This is a genomic window from Halomonas sp. CSM-2, assembly GCF_002119345.1.
Classification (GTDB): Bacteria; Pseudomonadota; Gammaproteobacteria; order Pseudomonadales; family Halomonadaceae; genus Vreelandella; species Vreelandella janggokensis.
Window position 1 is genome coordinate 44,977 of sequence record NZ_NBYR01000012.1, and the last position, 19,821, is coordinate 64,797.

General features: G+C 54.8%; 16 protein-coding genes. 8 read left to right on the forward strand and 8 right to left on the reverse strand.

Translation table 11 applies throughout. The annotated features are described in order from the left end of the window. Window positions 1-23 precede the first annotated feature (23 nt). Entirely contained in the window at window positions 24-1,595 is a 1,572-nt protein-coding gene (locus B7L15_RS11740) for a sulfatase-like hydrolase/transferase (protein ID WP_254902926.1), read from the forward strand. Here B7L15_RS11740 and waaF read toward each other — a convergent pair. Further along, window positions 1,585-2,628 carry a lipopolysaccharide heptosyltransferase II gene (gene waaF, locus B7L15_RS11745; RefSeq protein ID WP_085919159.1) on the reverse strand — a complete coding sequence of 348 codons (1,044 nt, stop codon included), beginning with the start codon at window positions 2,626-2,628 and terminating at the stop codon, window positions 1,585-1,587. The two genes, B7L15_RS11740 and waaF, sit on opposite strands and share 11 nt — an antisense overlap. Next, window positions 2,621-3,577 (reverse strand): ADP-glyceromanno-heptose 6-epimerase, encoded by a 957-nt coding sequence (gene rfaD / locus B7L15_RS11750; RefSeq protein WP_085919160.1) that lies wholly within the window; start codon window positions 3,575-3,577, stop codon window positions 2,621-2,623. The genes waaF and rfaD overlap by 8 nt, the downstream gene beginning before the upstream one ends. Before the next feature lie 110 nt (window positions 3,578-3,687). Here rfaD and glyQ point away from each other — a divergent pair, with 110 nt between their 5' ends. The 3 genes from glyQ to gmhB all read left to right on the forward strand — a co-directional run bounded on the left by glyQ (window position 3,688) and on the right by gmhB (window position 7,452). Continuing rightward, entirely contained in the window at window positions 3,688-4,647 is a 960-nt protein-coding gene (gene glyQ / locus B7L15_RS11755; protein ID WP_085919161.1) for a glycine--tRNA ligase subunit alpha, read from the forward strand. Beyond that, window positions 4,647-6,713 (forward strand): glycine--tRNA ligase subunit beta, encoded by a 2,067-nt coding sequence (glyS, locus tag B7L15_RS11760; protein ID WP_085919162.1) that lies wholly within the window; start codon window positions 4,647-4,649, stop codon window positions 6,711-6,713. Before glyQ ends, glyS begins: the two co-directional genes overlap by 1 nt. A 166-nt stretch (window positions 6,714-6,879) precedes the next feature. Further along, complete coding sequence (gene gmhB, locus B7L15_RS11765) at window positions 6,880-7,452, forward strand: D-glycero-beta-D-manno-heptose 1,7-bisphosphate 7-phosphatase (RefSeq protein WP_085919163.1); 573 nt, start codon at window positions 6,880-6,882, stop codon at window positions 7,450-7,452. Window positions 7,453-7,524: 72 nt separating this feature from the next. Here gmhB and gyrB read toward each other — a convergent pair whose 3' ends face one another. The 4 genes from gyrB to dnaA form a co-directional block, all read right to left on the reverse strand. Then, window positions 7,525-9,945 carry a DNA topoisomerase (ATP-hydrolyzing) subunit B gene (gene gyrB, locus B7L15_RS11770; protein ID WP_085919164.1) on the reverse strand — a complete coding sequence of 807 codons (2,421 nt, stop codon included), beginning with the start codon at window positions 9,943-9,945 and terminating at the stop codon, window positions 7,525-7,527. A 39-nt stretch (window positions 9,946-9,984) separates the two neighbouring features. Next, a complete protein-coding gene (gene recF, locus B7L15_RS11775) occupies window positions 9,985-11,088 on the reverse strand; it encodes a DNA replication/repair protein RecF (protein ID WP_085919165.1) in 1,104 nt (367 codons plus the stop codon). Between the two features lie 88 nt (window positions 11,089-11,176). After that, window positions 11,177-12,280 (reverse strand): DNA polymerase III subunit beta, encoded by a 1,104-nt coding sequence (gene dnaN / locus B7L15_RS11780; protein ID WP_066315588.1) that lies wholly within the window; start codon window positions 12,278-12,280, stop codon window positions 11,177-11,179. Window positions 12,281-12,335: 55 nt separating this feature from the next. Further along, a complete protein-coding gene (gene dnaA, locus B7L15_RS11785; RefSeq protein ID WP_085919166.1) occupies window positions 12,336-13,808 on the reverse strand; it encodes a chromosomal replication initiator protein DnaA in 1,473 nt (490 codons plus the stop codon). Window positions 13,809-14,340: 532 nt separating this feature from the next. On the opposite strand from dnaA, the gene rpmH reads away from it, so the two are divergent. From rpmH to mnmE, 4 genes are all read left to right on the forward strand, one after another. Next, window positions 14,341-14,475, forward strand: coding sequence for a 50S ribosomal protein L34 (gene rpmH / locus B7L15_RS11790; protein WP_066315595.1), 135 nt, complete (start codon window positions 14,341-14,343; stop codon window positions 14,473-14,475). Window positions 14,476-14,488: 13 nt separating this feature from the next. Next, a complete protein-coding gene (rnpA, locus tag B7L15_RS11795) occupies window positions 14,489-14,884 on the forward strand; it encodes a ribonuclease P protein component (RefSeq protein WP_085919167.1) in 396 nt (131 codons plus the stop codon). 114 nt (window positions 14,885-14,998) lie between these two features. Then, a complete protein-coding gene (gene yidC, locus B7L15_RS11800) occupies window positions 14,999-16,705 on the forward strand; it encodes a membrane protein insertase YidC (RefSeq protein WP_085919168.1) in 1,707 nt (568 codons plus the stop codon). Between the two features lie 109 nt (window positions 16,706-16,814). Beyond that, complete coding sequence (gene mnmE, locus B7L15_RS11805) at window positions 16,815-18,185, forward strand: tRNA uridine-5-carboxymethylaminomethyl(34) synthesis GTPase MnmE (protein ID WP_085919169.1); 1,371 nt, start codon at window positions 16,815-16,817, stop codon at window positions 18,183-18,185. Window positions 18,186-18,201: 16 nt separating this feature from the next. On the opposite strand, the gene B7L15_RS11810 is transcribed toward mnmE, so the two are convergent. Then, entirely contained in the window at window positions 18,202-19,047 is an 846-nt protein-coding gene (locus B7L15_RS11810) for a 23S rRNA (adenine(2030)-N(6))-methyltransferase RlmJ (RefSeq protein ID WP_085919170.1), read from the reverse strand. A 75-nt stretch (window positions 19,048-19,122) separates the two neighbouring features. Then, window positions 19,123-19,809, reverse strand: coding sequence for an OmpA family protein (locus tag B7L15_RS11815; RefSeq protein ID WP_085919171.1), 687 nt, complete (start codon window positions 19,807-19,809; stop codon window positions 19,123-19,125). Window positions 19,810-19,821 lie beyond the last annotated feature (12 nt).

Below are 19,821 nucleotides of genomic sequence, written 5' to 3' on the forward strand. Positions count from 1 at the left end.
TCTCCCTTGGCTATGCGATCACCGTGCTAACCCGCCTACCCTGGTGGACGCTGTTCCTGTTTGCTCTCGCCTGGTTAAGCGTCGGTATAAAGTTACGCTGGGGGCGGCCTCTCAATGCACGTTACCGCAAAGTATGGCCGTGGTCGCTTGCGCCGTTAAGTCTATGGGGTGTTTATATCTACCTGGCAGACAGCTTCGGTAATGTCGACTTGGGGGCTGTTTTTTTCCATCTCCAGGCAGGCATGGCTGAGCATGGCGGTGCAGGCAAGATGATTACCGCCCTTGTTTATACACTGAGCATGCTTGCTGTATTGGCTTCTGTCACCTGGCTGTCCCGCCATGATCAACGTTGGCGATTGATAGAACGCTTTCTGGCGATTGGGCTTCTCGCCAGTAATCCTTTGCTTTTCGGGCTGGGCCAGCGCAGCGCGGCAGTGGTGGCCGACAACGCTGATTGGCTGGATCAGCGCTATGTAGCCCCACCTACATCTAATCAGAAAGAAGCCCCTAACTTGCTTGTACTTTATTTGGAAAGCATCGAGCGCACTTATGATGCCACCCAGTTTGGCGATGCTTACGATGACCTTAACCGCCTCGGTGAACGGGGCGTTGTCTTTGAGGGTATTCAGCAAATGGAGAATACCGGCTGGACCATGGCCGGTATGATCGCCAGTCAATGCGGTGTTCCCCTGATGCCAGCGGGGCTTCTCCATGACAGTCAGTTCGAACCATTGAAGAGTGTTGTTCCAGGTATTGACTGCCTGGGCGATATTCTAGCCGCCCAAGGATACCGACTCAGCTACCTGGGTGGGGCCAGCACGGAGTTTGCTGGCAAAGGCTTATTCTACCGCGGCCATCAGTTTCAACGCGTTCAAGGCAAGGAAGAGCTCGTACAGCGACTCGATGACCCGGACTACGTCAACAGTTGGGGAATCTACGATGACAGCCTTTATGACATGACAGTTGAAGAAATTCGTCGGCTTGACGAAGCAGATAACGGCCCCTGGGGGGTAGTGACGCTGAGTATTTCAGGCCATGCCCCCAACGGATTTCCTGCCCAGCGCTGTCGCGAACGTCAGGGCCCTTTTGATGAGCAAGACATTCTTTACTCAGTTGAGTGCTCTGCCTGGCTGGCACGCGATCTGATTAATCGCCTGAACAATGAAGGGTTATTGGATGACACCGTCGTGGCGATCATGAGTGATCACCTCACCATGCGCGTATCAGTATGGGACGAGCTGACCACGATGGATCGTGAAAACACCTTCATGCTACTGGGTGACCATTTGCCTCCCCAGCGAATTCAGCGAAATGCCACCATGCTGGATGCCTTCCCCACGATTCTTGAGGCTCTCGACTTCACATTGGATGGACACCGAGCGGGGCTGGGCGTCTCGCTGCTGAGCGATCAGAAAACCCTGGTGGAGCGTCATGGCCTGGATACTTTGAACGAGCACTTACGAGAGGAAACCGCCCTGCAACACCGTCTGTGGGAGGGGCTGGCACCCCAGCGTCAGGAACCCAGCCCCTCTCCACAGGAGCAGGTGATTGAAACGCCGGCAGACCGAACCGATGAAGTCGACATTATGCGTTAACGATCACTTTTTCACGCTGCCGGTCGGCCAAAATTGCCTGATAGACGGATTCTACGTGTAACTTATTCAAGCAGTTAGTATGGCCCAATGGGCAGGTACGCTCAAAACATGGGGAGCAGGAAAGTTCAAGATAATGAATCACCGCATTATCGGTAAGCGGTGGTGTGTAAGCAGGCGAAGAAGAACCATAAAGCGCATGTATCCGCACACCGACTGCGGCCGCTACGTGCATAAGACCCGAATCATTGGTCACGACCTGGCGGCAGTCGGCAAGCAGGTCCACCGCATCTGCCAGGGCCGTCTTACCACATAGATTGTGGGCCTGGGGGAGCCCTTTCACAATCGTGTCAGCGCCTTCATGGTCTTTGGGACCACCAAAAACACGTATTTCATAGCCATCGGCAATAAGCTTTTGGGCTAATTGTCGAAAGTAGTCGAGTGGCCACTGTTTCGCCGGTCCATATTCAGCCCCCGGCATCATGCCTATCGCCGGACGGGATGAAAGCATATTGGCCAGTCGTAAATTGACCAGATTGTCCCGGTCAATGGTCAGGCGCGGCTTGGGGATCGCAAAATCCCCTGTCGCCGCCTCATCAAGCGGCAAGCCTAACGAGACAAATCGCTTCACGGTTTGATCCAATACTTGCTTATCCAGCTTGCGGCGCTCTTTCAAGAGGCCATAGCGATGCTCTCCGAGAAATCCGATACGCTCAGGAATACGTGCCATAAAGGGCACCAATGCGGCTTTCCAGGACCGGGGCAGCACAATCGCCCGATCAAAACGTCCTTTCAGACGATTGGCAAGTTCGCGCCGACTGACAAGACCAAACTCGCCGTGGCCTACCGCCAGGGGCAGCACCTCATCCACCTCGGGCATTCGTTCCAGAATAGGCTGTGACCATGCGGGTGCGACCACCCCGATGGTGGCATTGGGATAACGTGCTTTAAGGGTCATGAACAGGCTCTGGGCCATCACCATATCGCCCACCCAGGAAGGCCCGATAACCAGTAGCCGCATGGCGGAATTAGCCATTGAGCCACTCCAGATACGCTTTGACCCCCTGGGCAACCGTTTTGAATTCAACATCGCAACCGGCTTCCCGCAGATTGCTTATGTCAGCACGGGTATAGCTTTGGTAACGCCCTTTCAGTTCTTCCGGGAAATCGATGTAATCGATTTGCCCCTTGGCGTAGAAATCGATGACCGCTTCACCAATCGCCTTAAACGGTTCCGCGCGGCCGGTACCCAGATTGAAAATACCTGAGGCACCTGGGTTATCCAGAAACCACAGGTTTACGTCGACAACATCGCCTACATACACAAAGTCACGGCTCTGCATACCGGCCTCATAGCCATCATAGGCACCAAACAGTTTCAGGGTTTCACTATTACGGATTTGCAGGTGGTGATGATACGCCACGCTGGCCATCTTGCCTTTATGCTGCTCTCTGGGGCCATACACATTGAAATACCGAAACCCCACAACCTGGGTTGTCAGCTCATCCCAGCGAGTACGCACGTGTTGATCGAACAGCAGCTTGGAGTAGCCATACACGTTGAGCGGTTTTTCACACTCAGGCACCTCCTTGAATACCTCGCTACCGCCATAGGTGGCAGCTGATGAGGCATACAAGAAGGGGATTCCCCGCAGCTCGCAGTAATTTAGCAGTACTTTGGAGTACTCGAAGTTATTTTCCATCATATAGTGGCCGTCCCATTCCGTCGTATCTGAACAGGCGCCCTCATGGAAAATAGCATCGATCTTGGGTAGATCGACGCTCTCCCCCCGCAATGCCGCTTTTACCCTGGCGAGAAAATCGTCTTTATCAAGATAATCCGCCAGGGTGCAGTCAGCCAAATTGACGAATTTGGTGCCATCGCGCAAATCATCAACCACCATTACATCGTTCCGGCCGCGGGCGTTCAGCGCTTTGACCAAGTTGGCCCCGATAAAACCGGCACCGCCTGTTATGACAATCATTTCATTCTCCTTACCAAAAACGGCTCTGTTGGCTCTCGTGCCTATAACCTATCTGCTTGGGATTGTATACTTGACGGCTTATGAATTCATGGCCAACGGTGCTTTCCGCGATGAGTGTCTCGACAAACCAATCGACGCCTGATGTGTCGACCTTTCAAGGCTTGATCCTTGCGCTGCAACAGTATTGGGCAGAACAGGGTTGTGTCATTCTCCAGCCGCTCGATATGGAGGTTGGTGCAGGCACTTTTCACCCCGCTACCTTCCTGCGTGCCATTGGGCCGGAGACCTGGAACGCTGCCTATGTCCAGCCGTCTCGCCGCCCTACAGACGGCCGCTACGGCGAAAATCCCAACCGCCTGCAGCATTACTATCAATTTCAGGTGGTCATGAAGCCGTCACCCAGCAATCTCCAGGACCTGTACCTTGGCTCATTGAAACGCCTAGGACTGGACCCGCTGATCCATGACGTGCGCTTCGTCGAGGACAACTGGGAATCCCCTACCCTCGGCGCCTGGGGGCTTGGCTGGGAAGTCTGGCTGAACGGCATGGAAGTCACCCAGTTTACCTATTTCCAGCAGGCCGGCGGTATCGAATGTTACCCGGTCACCGGCGAGTTGACCTACGGGCTTGAGCGCATCGCCATGTACCTGCAAAACGTCGACAGCGTCTATGACCTGGTTTGGGCCATTGCCCCCGACGGCAGCGAAGTCAGCTACGGCGACGTTTACCTGCAGAATGAACGCGAACAATCCGCCTATAACTTCGAACACGCTGACGTTGACCAGTTATTTGCTAACTTTGACCATCAGGAACAAGAGTGCAGCAAATTGCTGGCAGCCAGACTTCCACTGCCCGCTTATGAACAGGTGCTGAAGGCGTCGCATACGTTCAACTTGTTAGACGCGCGTCACGCCATTTCGGTCACCGAGCGCCAACGCTTTATTCTACGCGTTCGGACCATGGCACGGGACGTCGCCACTGCCTATTTTGAGTCGCGCAAAGCTGAAGGTTTCCCCATGGCCCCGGAATCACTGCGCAACGAACTACTCGCCGATCAGGGAGACGCATAATGGCTGTTGATACGCTTCTACTGGAACTGGGCGCTGAAGAGCTTCCGCCGACGGCCCTGGATGCGCTTTCAGATGCCTTCGCGGCCGGGATCGAAAAAGGCCTGCAGGAAGCTGACATTCCCTTTCAGGGCGTTACGGCTTATGCGACACCCCGCCGTCTGGCGGTGCAGGTGAAAAACCTAGCCGACAAACAACCTGACCGTGAAGTCGAGCGCCGTGGTCCAGCCCTGGCAGCCGCCTTCAAAGAGGGAGCGCCCACCAAGGCGGCAGAAGGCTTTGCGCGCTCCTGCGGTGTCAGCGTGGATGAATTGATCCACCTGGAAACCGACAAGGGCACCTGGCTTGGCTTTCGCGAACATCAGCCGGGTGAAAGTGTACAGGCGCTACTGCCCGATATTCTGCGCAAAGCGATCAGCGCGCTGCCCGTGCCCAAAAACATGCGCTGGGGTACCTCGCGAATAGAGTTCTCCCGCCCGGTTCATTGGCTTGTGGCCCTTTACGGCAGCGATGTCATTGCCGCCGAGGCACTGGGTTTGCAAGCCAGTCGTACCACTTATGGTCATCGCTTCCACGCCCCGGATGCCATTCAGCTCGAGCATGCCGATGCTTACCTTGGCGCACTGGAAAACGCCTTTGTGCTGGCCGACCGTCAACAGCGCCGGGAGCGTATCCGCGAGCAGGTGCTGGCAGAGGCGGAAGTACAGGAAGCCAACGCGGTAATCGACGAAGACCTTTTGGTCGAAGTCAGCGGTCTGGTTGAGTGGCCCGTGGCACTGACCGGCAGCTTTGACGAACGCTTCCTGGAAGTGCCCGCCGAATGTCTGGTTTCCTCAATGAAGGCCAACCAGAAGTACTTTCATTTACTGGATGATCAGGGCAAGCTCAAGCCACTTTTCATTACCATCTCGAACATCGACAGCGCTGATCCTCAGCAGGTGATTTCAGGTAATGAAAAGGTCATTCGCCCGCGCCTGGCCGACGCGGCGTTTTTCTACGACACCGACCGTAAGCGTACCCTTGCTTCGCGTATTCCCCAGTTGGAAAGCGTGGTCTTCCAGCAGCAACTCGGGACCCTGGCCGACAAGGCACGCCGCAGCAGTGCTATCGCAAGCCACATTGCCGAAAGGATTGGCGGTGACGTCACCCATGCCCAACGCGCCGTTGCACTTGCCAAGTGTGATCTGGTGACCGAGATGGTACTGGAATTCCCTGAGCTTCAGGGCATCATGGGGCGTTACTACGCCGAGCAGGATGGCGAACCCGCTGACGTTGCCCAGGCACTTGAAGAACAGTACCTGCCCCGCTTTGCGACCGATGCCATTCCCCATAGTGCGACAGGCAAGGCGCTTGCTCTGGCTGACCGTCTGGACACCCTGGTCGGCATTTTCGGTATTGGTCAGCGGCCGACTGGCGCCAAAGACCCCTTTGCATTGCGTCGCGCCTCTATCGGTGTGCTGAACATCCTGGTCAAAGGCGAGCTCAATCTCGACCTTCGTGAGCTGCTTAACGTGGCCGCTGAACAGTACCGGGATCTCCCCAAGGCGAAAGGACTAATCGATGATGTCCTGACCTACATGCTCGATCGTTTCCGCGCCTGGGGCCAGGAAGAAGGCATCAGCGCCGAAATGTACCTGGCTGTTCGCGCCCGCCCGGTGACCAAGCCGCTCGATTTCGCTCGCCGCCTGCGTGCCGTCAAAGCTTTCGCCCAGCGTGATGAGGCGGCTGCCCTGGCAGCAGCCAATAAGCGTGTTTCTAATATTCTCAGCAAGCAGGAACATGACGGCAGCACTCAGGTCGATCAAAGCCTGCTGCAAGAGCCGGCGGAACAAGCATTGTTCAATGCAGTAACCCGCAGCCAGCAGCAGGTGACTCCGCTGTTTGCCGCCGGTGATTACCAGCAGGCGCTTGATGCGTTGGCAACGTTGCGCGAGCCGGTGGATAATTTCTTTGATCAGGTGATGGTGATGGCCGATGATGTATCCATTCGCCGTAATCGCCTTGCATTGCTTGCCAGTCTTCAGGCGCTATTCCTTGAAGTGGCAGACATCGCCCAATTGCCTCAATAACGCCAAACCAGTATCTGATACGGTTTGAAACACGGAAAGCCCGGCACCCAGGTTGCCGGGCTTTTTTATACCCACAGCACTGTTTCACGTGAAACATTCGCGCTTTTATTGATCCGCTTTTAATCTAAGGCTAAAGCGAAAGCACCACCATCACCCAAGGATACCTATGCCGAGTGCTCACCAGTTGGTCATTCTCGATCGCGACGGCGTTATCAACAATGACTCTGACGCCTACATCAAATCTTTGAGCGAATGGGTCCCCTTACCCGGCGCTATCGAGGCCATCGCCAAGCTATCCCGCGCGGGCTTCACGGTTGCGATTGCCACTAACCAATCGGGCATTGCCCGGGGTTTTTACGATGAATCGACGCTGCAAGCCATGCACGACCATCTTCAAAGTCGGGTAAATGCCAAAGGTGGCCAAATTGCCCATATCGCCTACTGCCCACATGGACCAGACGATCACTGCGATTGCCGCAAACCGTTACCCGGCCTGCTTGCTGAAATACAGGAAAAACTGGAATTGGAGAGCCTTGAGGGCAGCTGGATGGTCGGTGATAGCCTGAGAGATCTTCAAGCAGGTGAAGCGGTTGGCTGTCGACCGGTACTGGTCAAAACGGGCAAAGGGGAAAAAACGCTCTCCAGGAATATAGGTCTGGAGAAGGCACTGGTCTATCGCGATCTGGCAGAGTTTGCTGATTGGCTGTGTGACCAACAACAGACAATTCCTCAGCCATAAAAAAACGCTGCTCCTGAGCGGGCAGCGTTTTTCATCAGGCAAAGCACCGACTGTTTCACGTGAAACAGCGTGCTAGATATCGATATTCGCCGTCAGCGCATTGGATTCAATAAAGTCACGCCGCGGCTCAACTTCATCACCCATCAAGGTGTTGAACATCATGTCAGCCGCCACCGCGTCTTCAATGGTGACCCGCAGCATACGACGACTATCAGGATCCATCGTGGTATCCCAGAGTTGTTCCGGGTTCATCTCACCAAGGCCTTTGTAACGCTGCACAGAAAGGCCACGCTGACCTTCCTGCATCAGCCAGGCCAGCACTTCAGAGAAGTGGGCAACCGGCTTCTGGCGCTCGCCTCGAGCGATATAGGCACCTTCTTCAAGAAGACCGTTAATCGTGCCACCCAGCGCCGCAATGGCGCGGTAATCTGCACTTTCAAAGAAATCCAGACCCCACACATACTCGGTCGTCACACCATGAGCAATGAGCGATACGGCGGGCAGGTGAAGATCACGCTCCGTGTCTTCGTTGAGATAGAACTGATAACGCGGGCCGCCTTCATAGGCCACCATGTCATCCATGGCTTTTTGCAGCTCGGCAATCCAGTTTTCCATGGTAACGCGATCTTTAAGGCTTGCTTCACCCTCAAGAGGGGTGGCGTGAACAGCCTGCTTGAGCACTTCGATGGGGTATACCCGTGCAAGGCGGTCAATACGCTTCATCACATTGCGGTACTGGTTAACCAACGATTCAAGCTGCGACCCGGCGATACCCGGCGCATCGGCATTGACATGGAGCCCAGCACCGTCAAGGGCCGTGGTCGTCAGGTAATCAACCATCGCCTGCTCGTCTTTGAGGTAAAGCTCTTGCTTGCCACGCTTGATCTTGTAAAGCGGTGGCTGCGCGATAAACACATGACCGCGCTCGATCAGCTCGGGCATCTGACGGAAAAAGAACGTAAGCAGCAGCGTTCGAATATGCGAGCCATCAACATCAGCGTCTGTCATGATGATGATGGAGTGATATCGTAATTTGTCGGGATTAAACTCTTCGCGACCAATACCGCAGCCCAGCGCGGTTATTAGCGTGCCAACTTCCGCTGACGATAGCATCTTGTCGAAACGCGCCTTTTCGACGTTCAGTATCTTGCCTTTAAGCGGCAAAATCGCTTGCGTGCGACGGTCACGGCCCTGCTTGGCACTGCCACCCGCCGAATCACCCTCCACCAGATACAGCTCCGACTGGCTGGGGTCTTTTTCCTGGCAGTCGGCGAGCTTGCCAGGCAGCCCGGCAATATCCAGCGCCCCTTTACGGCGTGTCATATCCCGCGCCTTACGAGCCGCTTCACGAGCCCGTGCTGCATCAAGCATCTTATTGACGATTGCTTTGGCTTCGTTGGGCTTCTCGATCAAGTAGTCAGAAAATAGACGGCCCATTTCCTGTTCTACCGCGGTCTTAACTTCCGAGGAGACCAGCTTGTCCTTGGTTTGTGAGGAGAACTTCGGGTCAGGCACTTTTACTGAAATAATCGCGGTCAAGCCTTCTCGCGCATCATCACCCGAGGTATTGACCTTGGCCTTCTTGAGCAGACCTTCAGCCTCGATGTAATGGTTCAGCGTCCGCGTTAACGACGCGCGAAAGCCAGCCAGGTGCGCACCGCCATCGCGCTGGGGAATATTGTTGGTGTAGCAGAAAATACTCTCTGTAAAGGTATCGTTCCACTGCATGGCCACTTCCACTTCAATACCGTCCTCACGAACCGCGTTGAAGTGAAACACCGGGTTGAGCACTGATTTATTCTGGTTGAGGTGGTCAACAAACGCTTTCAAACCACCTTCATAATGGAAAAGCTCTTCCTTGCCACTGCGCTCATCCATCAAGCGGATGGCAACGCCAGAATTCAGGAAGGACAACTCCCTTAGCCGTTTCGCCAGAATATCATAGTGGAATTCGATACTGGTGAACGTCTCCGGTGAAGGCCGGAAATGCACTCGCGTACCACTCTTTTCTGTCGTGCCCACAACGGCGAGGGGAGCTTGGGGAACACCGTGGTGATAAACCTGTTCAAAAACGTCTCCCTGGCGCCAGATCGTCAGCCGCAGCTCTTCGGACAAGGCGTTGACCACGGAAACGCCCACACCATGGAGCCCCCCGGAAACCTTATACGAATTATCGTCAAACTTACCGCCTGCGTGCAGGACGGTCATGATGACTTCAGCGGCCGATACGCCTTCACCTTCGTGAATCTCGGTAGGCACACCGCGTCCATTATCGCTGACCGTGACGGATTCATCAGGGTGAATAACCACACGAATTTCGCTGCAGTGGCCAGCCAGGGCTTCATCGATGGAGTTATCCACCAACTCGAAGACCATGTGGTGCAGCCCGGTGCCGTCGTCTGTATCGCCGATGTACATGCCTGGACGCTTGCGTACCGCATCCAGCCCCTTGAGCACCTTGATGCTTGATGAATCGTAAGCCTGCTCGCTCATTGACCACTCCGTCGTGAAGTCTGTCTCTATCCGTGTCGTCTACCCTTCAGGCATTAACTGACTCAATCCATTATCCGCATGTTTCACGTGAAACATCCTTACATGGGTTTGAGCCTGCCATGTTTGCCTTAAAGCATCAGGTTCGACGCTGGTAATAAATACTTGGCACTGCATATCTTCCAGTAATTGACAAAACCTTAACCGATGCAACTTGTCTAGCTCGGCGGGCAAGTCGTCAATCAAATAGATGCAATGCCGCTGTGACGCTCTTTCCAGAAGCCGACCCTGCGCTAGCTTGAGCGCACTCACCACCAGTTTTTGTTGGCCTCGGGAAAGAACTTCTATCGCAGGTTGCTTATTAAGCTTGATGCGCAAGTCTGCTCGCTGAGGGCCTTGCTGCGTAAAGCCCATTTGCTGATCGGTTGAACGGCTAGCCTGCAGTACATCAACCAACGACCTTCTTTTATCCCAGCCTCTCGCATAGTGAAGCGTTAAACCGGGTAGTGGGAGTAGCCATTCGAGGGTTTCTTCAAATACAGGGAGAAACTCAGCGAACCAGTCCCGTCTTAGCGTATCTATTTGCTCACCCCAGTTAGCAAACTCTTGCTCCCAGATGGCAAACTCCTGAGGCTCTATTCTACCATGCCTCAACAAGGCATTCCGATGTTTCAACGCTCGACGCGTTCGCTTCCATATTTCGAGAAAACCATGTTTCACGTGAAACACACCCCAGTCCAGGAATTCACGACGACCTGAGGGGGAACCTTCCAAAAGGCGAAAAGCATCAGGATTGATGAGTTGAAGCGGCATGGCTTCCACCAGATCCGCTAGGCGGGCGTTCTTATCACCCTTGATACGCAGTTCCAGCTCGCTGGTGGCGCGCAAGCGACGGACCCCTAGTGCAACATCAGGCTCTCCGGACAAACGGCCATACAGCGTTACGTGGGGCGCATCTGTTTGAATCGCATGCTTGAGCTGACGTGTCCTGAATGACCTGCCCATGCCCAGGATATGAATGCCTTCCAGCAAGCTTGTTTTACCGCTTCCGTTAACGCCATTAATCACGTTGATACCGGGCGACGGTGCCATATCCACAGGCTGCAAGTTGCGAAGACCATCGAAATTAAGCTGAAGAAGACCCATTCACCCGTCACTTATTTTGTGCGCCCTGAAACGTAGCGACGGCGCCCATATGCGCCGTCACTCGGTAAATTATCGCCAACTGAGGACTTTATAGACGCATCGGCATGACAACGTAGAGTGCGTCACCCCCACCCGGCTCTTCCAGAAGCGCACTGCTATTGGGGTCTGCAAGGGTGATTTGTACGCGGTCTTCATCCAGTACGCCCATCACATCGACCAGATAGCCGACGTTAAAACCAACTTCCATGGCCGAGCCCGTATATTCAACGGCAATGTTCTCTTCCGCTTCTTCCTGTTCAGGGTTATTGGCCATTACCTTGAGGTTATTTTCCTCGAGATAAAGGCGTACACCACGGTACTTCTCATTGGACAGGATAGCGGTGCGGGAAAGCACTTGGCGGAGTTCGGCGCGCTCAGCAATTAAAACCTTGTCACCGTTGCGCGGTACCACACGCTCATAGTCGGGGAATTTTCCATCAATCAGCTTGGACGTGAACGTAAAATCACCGGTGTGCGCCCTCACATGCGTGGATCCTAATGTCAGGCTCACCGGCTCATCGCTATCGTCAAGCAAACGGGACAATTCGAGAATCCCTTTACGGGGAACAATGAGCTTCTGTGACTGATCAACGGTCACGTCCACCGGCCGCGAACACATCGCCAGGCGATGCCCATCAGTCGCCACGGTGCGCAGGAGGTTGCTCTGAATCTCGAGCAGCATACCGTTCAGATAATAGCGAACATCCTGCTGGGCCATGGCGAAGGATGTCGCTTCGATCAGGTGTTTCAGCGTACCACGCGGAACACTCAATTCCTGGCTGCCTTCGGCATCTTCAATAGATGGAAACTCAGCGGCGGGAAGCGTCGACAGTGTGAAGCGAGACCGACCACTCCTCAGGACAGCGCGACCCTCTTCAACCGCTAGCTGTATATCTGACTGATCAGGGAGCGACTTACAAATATCCATCAACTTGCGGGCCGGCACGGTTGCCGAGCCTTCCTGATCCACCTGACTGGCGACAGTGCGGCCAACCAATTCGACTTCCAGATCAGTGCCCGTCAGGGCCACCTGGTCACCGTCTACCTGGATCAGCACATTCGATAAAACAGGCAATGTCTGACGGCGCTCTACCACCCCTGCTACCAAGGTAAGCGGACGTAGCAGCGCCTCTCGGGAAATCGAAAATTTCATCAATACTCCGTTGTCTATCCTGAAAGACCTGCTGAAACAGGTCCGTCCTGGTTGATTAACTGGTCAGTAGGCGTAACAGGTTCTTATAGTCTTCGCGAATATCGGCGTTTTCTTCCTGCAACACTTTCACCTTGCGGCAGGCATGTAACACCGTCGTGTGATCACGACCGCCAAACGCATCGCCAATCTCAGGCAGACTGTGATTGGTCAATTCCTTGGCAAGCGCCATGGCAACTTGACGGGGCCTTGCAACCGACCGGGAACGCCGTTTGGATAATAAATCGGCAACCTTGATTTTGTAATATTCCGCTACCGTTCGCTGGATATTGTCGACGCCCACCTGCTTGTCTTGTAGCGCCAACAAGTCTTTAAGCGACTCACGTATAAAGTCCTGGGTAATGGTCTTGCCCATGAAGTGCGAGTCAGCAATCACTTTTTTGAGGGCACCTTCAAGCTCGCGCACGTTCGATCGAATCTTCTGGGCAATAAAGAACGCCGCATCATGGGGCAAGTCGACTTTGGCCTGATCCGCTTTTTTCATCAAAATAGCCACACGGGTTTCCAACTCAGGCGGCTCAATAGCGACAGTAAGGCCCCACCCAAAGCGTGATTTCAGGCGTTCTTCGACACCACTGATTTCCTTGGGGTAGCGATCCGACGTCAGAATCATTTGCTGACCGCCTTCCAATAACGCATTAAAGGTATGGAAGAACTCTTCCTGAGAGCGCTCTTTACCGGCAAAAAATTGAATATCATCAATGAGTAACGCATCAACACTACGGTAAAAACGCTTGAAGTCATTGATGGCATTGAGCTGTAGTGCCTTCACCATATCGGCCACGAAACGCTCTGAGTGAAGGTAGACCACACGCGCATTTTCACGGCGCAACGCCAGACCATTACCAACGGCATGCATCAAGTGGGTTTTACCCAGACCAACACCGCCATACAAGAATAGCGGGTTATAGGCCCCACCCGGATTTTCGGAAACCTGGCGAGAAGCCGCGCGCGCGAGCTGGTTGGATTTACCTTCCACGAAAGTATCAAAAGTAAAGTTAGGATTTAGCCCGCTGGTATGCTTGAGCCCACCCTCAACCTGAACCTGGCGCTCGTTCGAACGCCGGTCTGAACCACTTCCCTCCTCGCGTAGCTGATCGATTTCACGCTCGTCAGCAATATCGCCCCGTGGCGGCGTATGAACAGCCGCCGACGCACGCGGTGCCGGAGAGGCCGAGACCGGATTACCCAGATCACGGGGTTGGGGGGCAGGTGCTGCTGGCCGTCGACTACCTACCGTGAGGCTAACCTTGGGAGGTTTCGAAGGGGCAAGCTCGCGCATCAGTTCGCTAATCCGCTTGGCGTACTTGTCACTCACCCAATCGCGCACAAAGCGGTTAGGCGCCAACAAGCGCAGCTCGTTAGCCTCACTATCTTCAGCCTGCAGTGGACGTATCCACGTGTTGAACTGCTGCGAACTCAGCTCGTCCTGCAGGTAATCCAGGCACTGTTGCCAAAGCGCGAGTGACACACATCTCACCATCGGTTGAAAAAGGCCGACCATTGTAGCGTCCAACGGCGTGGTTATCCACACAGGACTGGGGCGTTTTAATAAGCTGTGGAAAACTTTTCAGGTGTCGAATTGATAGATATTCCAAGTGCTGATCGACAGCTTACTGTTCATTATCGCTGGGCATTAACTCACAGTTAATCAACCACTTATCATCGTCTTTTCCGCAACTTATACACAACCTCATCTAGCTTTTATATAGTTGAATTTAAAGAAAAATATAAAGTTGTTAACAAAATGTATCCCCACTATTAGCCACAAGGCAGCAGAAGACCAATGGCTGGACGCCGGTGCACTTCCCGGCAAGCACCATTGCGTGCTCCCTGACAGGCACCTGCGTGGACAGGCGGTATTTTTTACAAGGAAAAAATTGCACGTAACCCGGGAAGCCTCTACAATTTCCGGTCTTGAATTGAATCTCCCGGCTAGTTCCTCACTGGACCGGGTCTTTTGGAATTTATTTTCCGTCCTAACCACGTGGGAATAACGAGTTATGAAACGCACTTTTCAACCTAGCGTTCTCAAGCGCAAGCGCGCGCATGGCTTCCGTGCTCGTATGGCAACCAAAAATGGCCGCGCCATTATTTCGCGTCGCCGCGCCAAAGGCCGTAAGCGTCTGAGCGCCTGATCTCGGATTGCGTGTGCCACATCAAGGGTTTCCCCGGTGTTTTCGGTTACTTAACGCCGGGGATTACCGCTACGTTTTTGAGCAAGCAGATCTCAAGGTACATGGTAAAGGGATTATGGCGTTAGCACGCCGGAATACCCTCGGGCATCCCCGCCTTGGCCTCGTGGTCAGCAAAAAAAATGTGAAGCTCGCCGTTGATCGAAATCGCTTCAAAAGACTCGTTCGAGAGTCAGTCAGGCTACGTCAAGACCAGCTTCCCGCAGTGGATATTGTGGTACTTGCTCGGCGTGGCGTTCAGGACATGGACAATGACGTTTTATATCGTCAGCTCCATGGCATGTGGAAACGGCTTCGGCGCGACAGCCAGGCAGACAAGGCGCTACCTGCAAGCTCAAAGCACATTACTTGATGGGCACCTCATCGCTCGACCTCGGCCTGCCGCCTGGCAGGCTTTCGTGTGTCATGGGTCGAGTAATTGATACTGCGTCATTAGCATGTTCACCACCCAGCGGGCAGAACCCTCATGGACGTAAAACGACTTATATTACTGATTCCACTTGCCATTCTGGCCTATCTACTGGTTGTACAGTGGAATCAGGATTACGGACAGACGTCTTATCAACCGTCGTCCGAGGTATCGCAAGATCAAACACGCGATAACAACGCATCGTCGGGAAGTGGCGGTACGTCTGGCAATGACGACGCGGAAAACTTGTCGGTTCCCGGAGATAGCACTGCCGCTTCGCAGGACGCGCTAAACAGCGACGAAAGTGATAGCGACAGCCGTGACTTCATCGCGGTGACCACCGACGTGCTGGATGTTCGTATTGATCCACACGGTGGCGATATCGTGTATGCCGCCTTGCCGCAGCATAAACAGGCGCTCGAGTCGGATCGCAGCTATATTCTGCTTTCCGACAATCAAACGCGCAGTTACGTCGCACGCTCGGGCTTGCAACTTAACGGGGAAGCAAATCGCATTGCCTTTACCCCTGAGAAAAGCGAATACCTGCTGGGTGATGACGAAGAACAGCTTGAGGTCAACCTCACCGCCGAGATAAACGGCATTGAGGTCATCAAGCGGCTGACCTTCGAACGCGGCAATTATGCTGTTGACGTCAATTACTACTTGGCCAATAACACCGATGAGCCCGTTAGCGCTCGTTTTATCGGCCAGCTCGCTCGGGATAACAGCCCTGACCCGTCAAGCGGCGTCAGTATGGGCATGAATTCCTACCTGGGTGCGGCGTTTTCGACGCCTGAAGAGACCTACGGAAAGATTGATTTTGACGATATACAAGGCGGCAACTTCAATAATCGAGAGGCACAAGGCGGTTGGATTGCCATCATCCAGCACTACTTTGTCTCGGCCTGGGCGCCTTCCCAGGATCAGCAGAACCTTTACTACGTCTCGACAGACTCGCGCGACCGCAATGTCGTCGCCTTTGCTGGCCCCACCAGTGAGCTGGCGCCGGAAGAAGAAGCTTCCTTGGGCGCCACTCTCTATATGGGTCCCAAGGTCCAGGATCATCTTGAGGAAGTAGCGCCTAACCTTCGCCTGACGGTCGACTATGGCTGGCTGTGGTTCCTGGCAAACCCGCTCTTCTGGCTGCTTGACAAGATTCACGACATTGTCGGCAACTGGGGTTGGTCAATCGTCCTGTTGACGGTGTTGGTGAAAACCATTCTGTTCCCACTTTCTGCCAAGGCTTACAAGTCGATGGCACGGATGCGCAAGCTTGGCCCCGAGATGCAGCGTCTCAAGGAGATGTACGGCGATGACCGCCAGAAAATGTCTCAAGAGATGATGAAGTTCTACCAGAAGGAGAAGATCAATCCTCTGGGTGGCTGCTTGCCGATTCTGGTACAGATGCCCGTCTTTATCGCCTTGTACTGGATGTTGCTGGAATCCGTTGAACTGAGACACGCTCCCTTCATCTTCTGGGTGCAGGATCTGTCGGTGAAAGACCCGTACTTCATACTGCCGATTCTGATGGGCCTTTCGATGTTCGTGCAGCAACAGCTTAACCCCACGCCGCCTGATCCCATGCAGGCGAAGATCATGAAGATGCTACCCATCATCTTTACGTTCTTCTTCCTGTGGTTCCCGGCGGGCCTGGTGATCTACTGGGTGGTCAACAACATTATCTCAGTGGCGCAGCAGTACTTTATTACGCGCAAAATCGAGCAGGACCCAAGTATCGGCAAAGGCATGAAAACCAAAAAATAAAGCCGATACCTTGAACACCCAGACCCCCGCCCTTGCGGGGGTCTGGTGTTTCAGGGGGCAAAAACTCACACTACGCTCACTTGCCACCTGCACCTAAAAGAGAAACGCCATGGCAGACCGACTCTATACCCAAGACACCATCGCCGCCCTGGCCACGCCTCCCGGTCGTGGTGGCGTCGGTATTATTCGTGTTTCTGGCCCAGCCTGCCGCGACATTGCCGTCGCCATGCTAGGCCACTGCCCAGACCCCCGCTACGCACACTATGGCGCTTTCATGGGCGCAGAAAGCAGTATCGATGAGGGGATCGCTATACTGTTCCCGGACCCTCACTCGTTCACCGGTGAAGATGTGCTCGAACTGCAAGGCCATGGCGGACCGGTGATCATGGATATGCTGCTTGAGCGCTGCGTCCAGTTAGGCGCCCGTCTGGCAAGGCCAGGAGAGTTTTCTGAGCGTGCTTTTCTGAATGACAAGCTTGATCTGGCCCAGGCCGAGGCCATTGCCGACCTGATAGATGCCACCTCCCGCTCGGCCGCCGAAAACGCGGTGCGTTCGCTGCAGGGCGAGTTTTCCAATCGGGTAGCCGCGCTGGTAGAGCGGCTTATCGAACTGCGCGTCTACGTCGAGGCGGCGATTGATTTTCCCGAGGAAGAAATCGACTTTCTGGCTGATGGCCACGTGGCGAGCCTGCTGGACGAGGTAAACCGTGAGCTTATCGACGTTCGGTCTGCTGCTGGCCAGGGCGCCTTGATGCGTGAGGGCATGAGCGTTGTCATTGCCGGGCGTCCCAACGCGGGTAAGTCGAGCTTGCTCAACGCCCTGACCGAGCAGGACACCGCCATCGTCACGGATATTGCCGGTACCACGCGGGATGTGCTGCGCGAACATATCCACATCGACGGGATGCCGCTGCATGTGATTGATACCGCAGGGCTGCGCGATACGCCGGATGCCGTTGAGCAGATCGGCGTCGCACGGGCCTGGGCAGAGATCGAAGGCGCCGACCGCGTGCTGCTCCTGGTCGATGCGTCAACGACCGATGAAACCGACCCCATGGCAATCTGGCCTGAATTTGTCGCCCGGCTGCCGGACCAGCAGCGCCTGACGCTGGTACGTAATAAAATCGACACCAGCGCCGAACAGGCCGGCATAGACTTATCCACAACCCCACCCACGGTGCGTCTTTCTGCAAAGACAGGGATGGGTGTGGATAACTTGAAAGCGCACCTGAAAGATATCATGGGCTTTTCAGCGACCACCGAGGGGCGTTTTTCGGCCCGCCGCCGCCACCTGGATGCGCTTGACCGGGCAATGAACGCCCTTGAAACCGGCCGCCGACAGCTCGAAGGCAATGGCGCCGGTGAATTGCTGGCGGAAGATCTACGCGATGCGCAGCAGGCGCTAGGTGAAATCACCGGTGAATTCAGCGCCGATGATCTGCTGGGTGAAATTTTCGGTAGCTTCTGTATCGGCAAATAAGCTCTCCCAGACAGCGCTACTCCCCTACCAACCAAGACGCGCAATAGCGGCTCTGTGTGCCCAGCAGTGGTGTCAGCTGGGCCATCGCGCCGGCCAGGCGTTCGTCCAACCCCCAGGGCGGGTTGATCACCAACATTCCACTTCCGTACATACCGCGCTCCTGGGTGTCCGCGTCTCGCAGGCACAATTCGCTACGCCAGATTTTACGGATGCCGCTGCGCTCAAGCGCTTCCAAAAGCACCTTGTGGTTGTTGGCTGGCAGCAATGGATACCAGATCAACACCACCGCGTGACGCGCTTTCGCAAGCGCCACATTAAGGGTATCCGCCACCAACTGATACTCGTCTTTACGCTCGTAGCTTGGGTCAATCAGCACACAGACACGAGGCGTTGCAACAGGCAGACGCTGGCATAATCCCTGCAAGCCATCGCCATGAATGCGTTCTACGCTTTCTGCTAGCGCCTGATCATCGAAATGCTGGTGCTCGCCAGGGTGCAACTCAAACCCGTACAACCGCTCCCTGGCACGAAGCGCCTGGCTGATCCACCAGGGAGAGCCGGGGTAATGGGCCAATTCGTTGGGATGGCGCTGCGCACGGGACAGGGCATCCAGCCAGCTGCACAGCAGCGGGTCGGACACCGATTGAGCTGCTTCCCAGAGAGGCCAGACACCATCCCGATACTCCTTTAAGCGCTGGGTTTCTTCGCTCGACAACGGGTAAAATCCGCGACCCGCGTGGGTATCGATATATGTCACCGGTGAAGGTTTGCGCAGCAGATACTCGATGGTTGCAAATAACGTCAAATGCTTATGTACATCGGCAAAATTGCCAGCATGATATGCGTGTTGATATGACAACATGATAATTCGACAACTCATAAAAAAGCCCGCCATATCAGCATAGCGGGCATTGGGAAGGCTTCACAGCAACATTGCTTAGCCGCCTTGGCGTTGACCTTCTCCGGTGGGCGTTAAGGTAATTTCGACACGGCGATTCTGGCTGCGTCCGCTTTCAGTCTCATTACTGGCCACCGGCTGGGATTCACCATAGCCTCGAGTACTTAGACGCATTGAGGACACGCCATTCTGGTTCAAGTAGCTACCTACTGCCTGAGCCCGGCGCTCAGACAGTCGCTGATTATAGGCTTCGTCACCGGTGCTATCAGTATGGCCCGCAATGTTGATCCGGGTGTCAGCATATTCACTGACCACATTGGCCACTTCGTTTAACGAGCTGCGGGCCTGGCTGGTCAATTCAGCGGAATCAAAACCGAAAGTCACGCTGCTGGGCATATTCAGCACGATATCGTCGCCGCGGCGATCAATTTCAATGCGCGAACCTTCCAGGTTTTGGCGCAGTTGCTGCTCCTGGCGGTCCATATAAGCCCCTATGCCAGCACCCGCTGCGGCACCTACCGCCGCCCCAATCAGCGCCCGATCTCGGCGGCTGGTGCTACCATCCCCGGACAGCGCACCGGCAGCCGCGCCTACAACGGCACCAATACCTGTGCCGGTTGCCGTCGATGAGCGCTGAGTTTGACCGCCGCCGTAAGGGTCCGAGGTTGCACAACCGGCAACCAGCACAGCGGCCGCTAACGGGGTCAGTAGTCGAGAAATACGCATCGCTCACTCCTT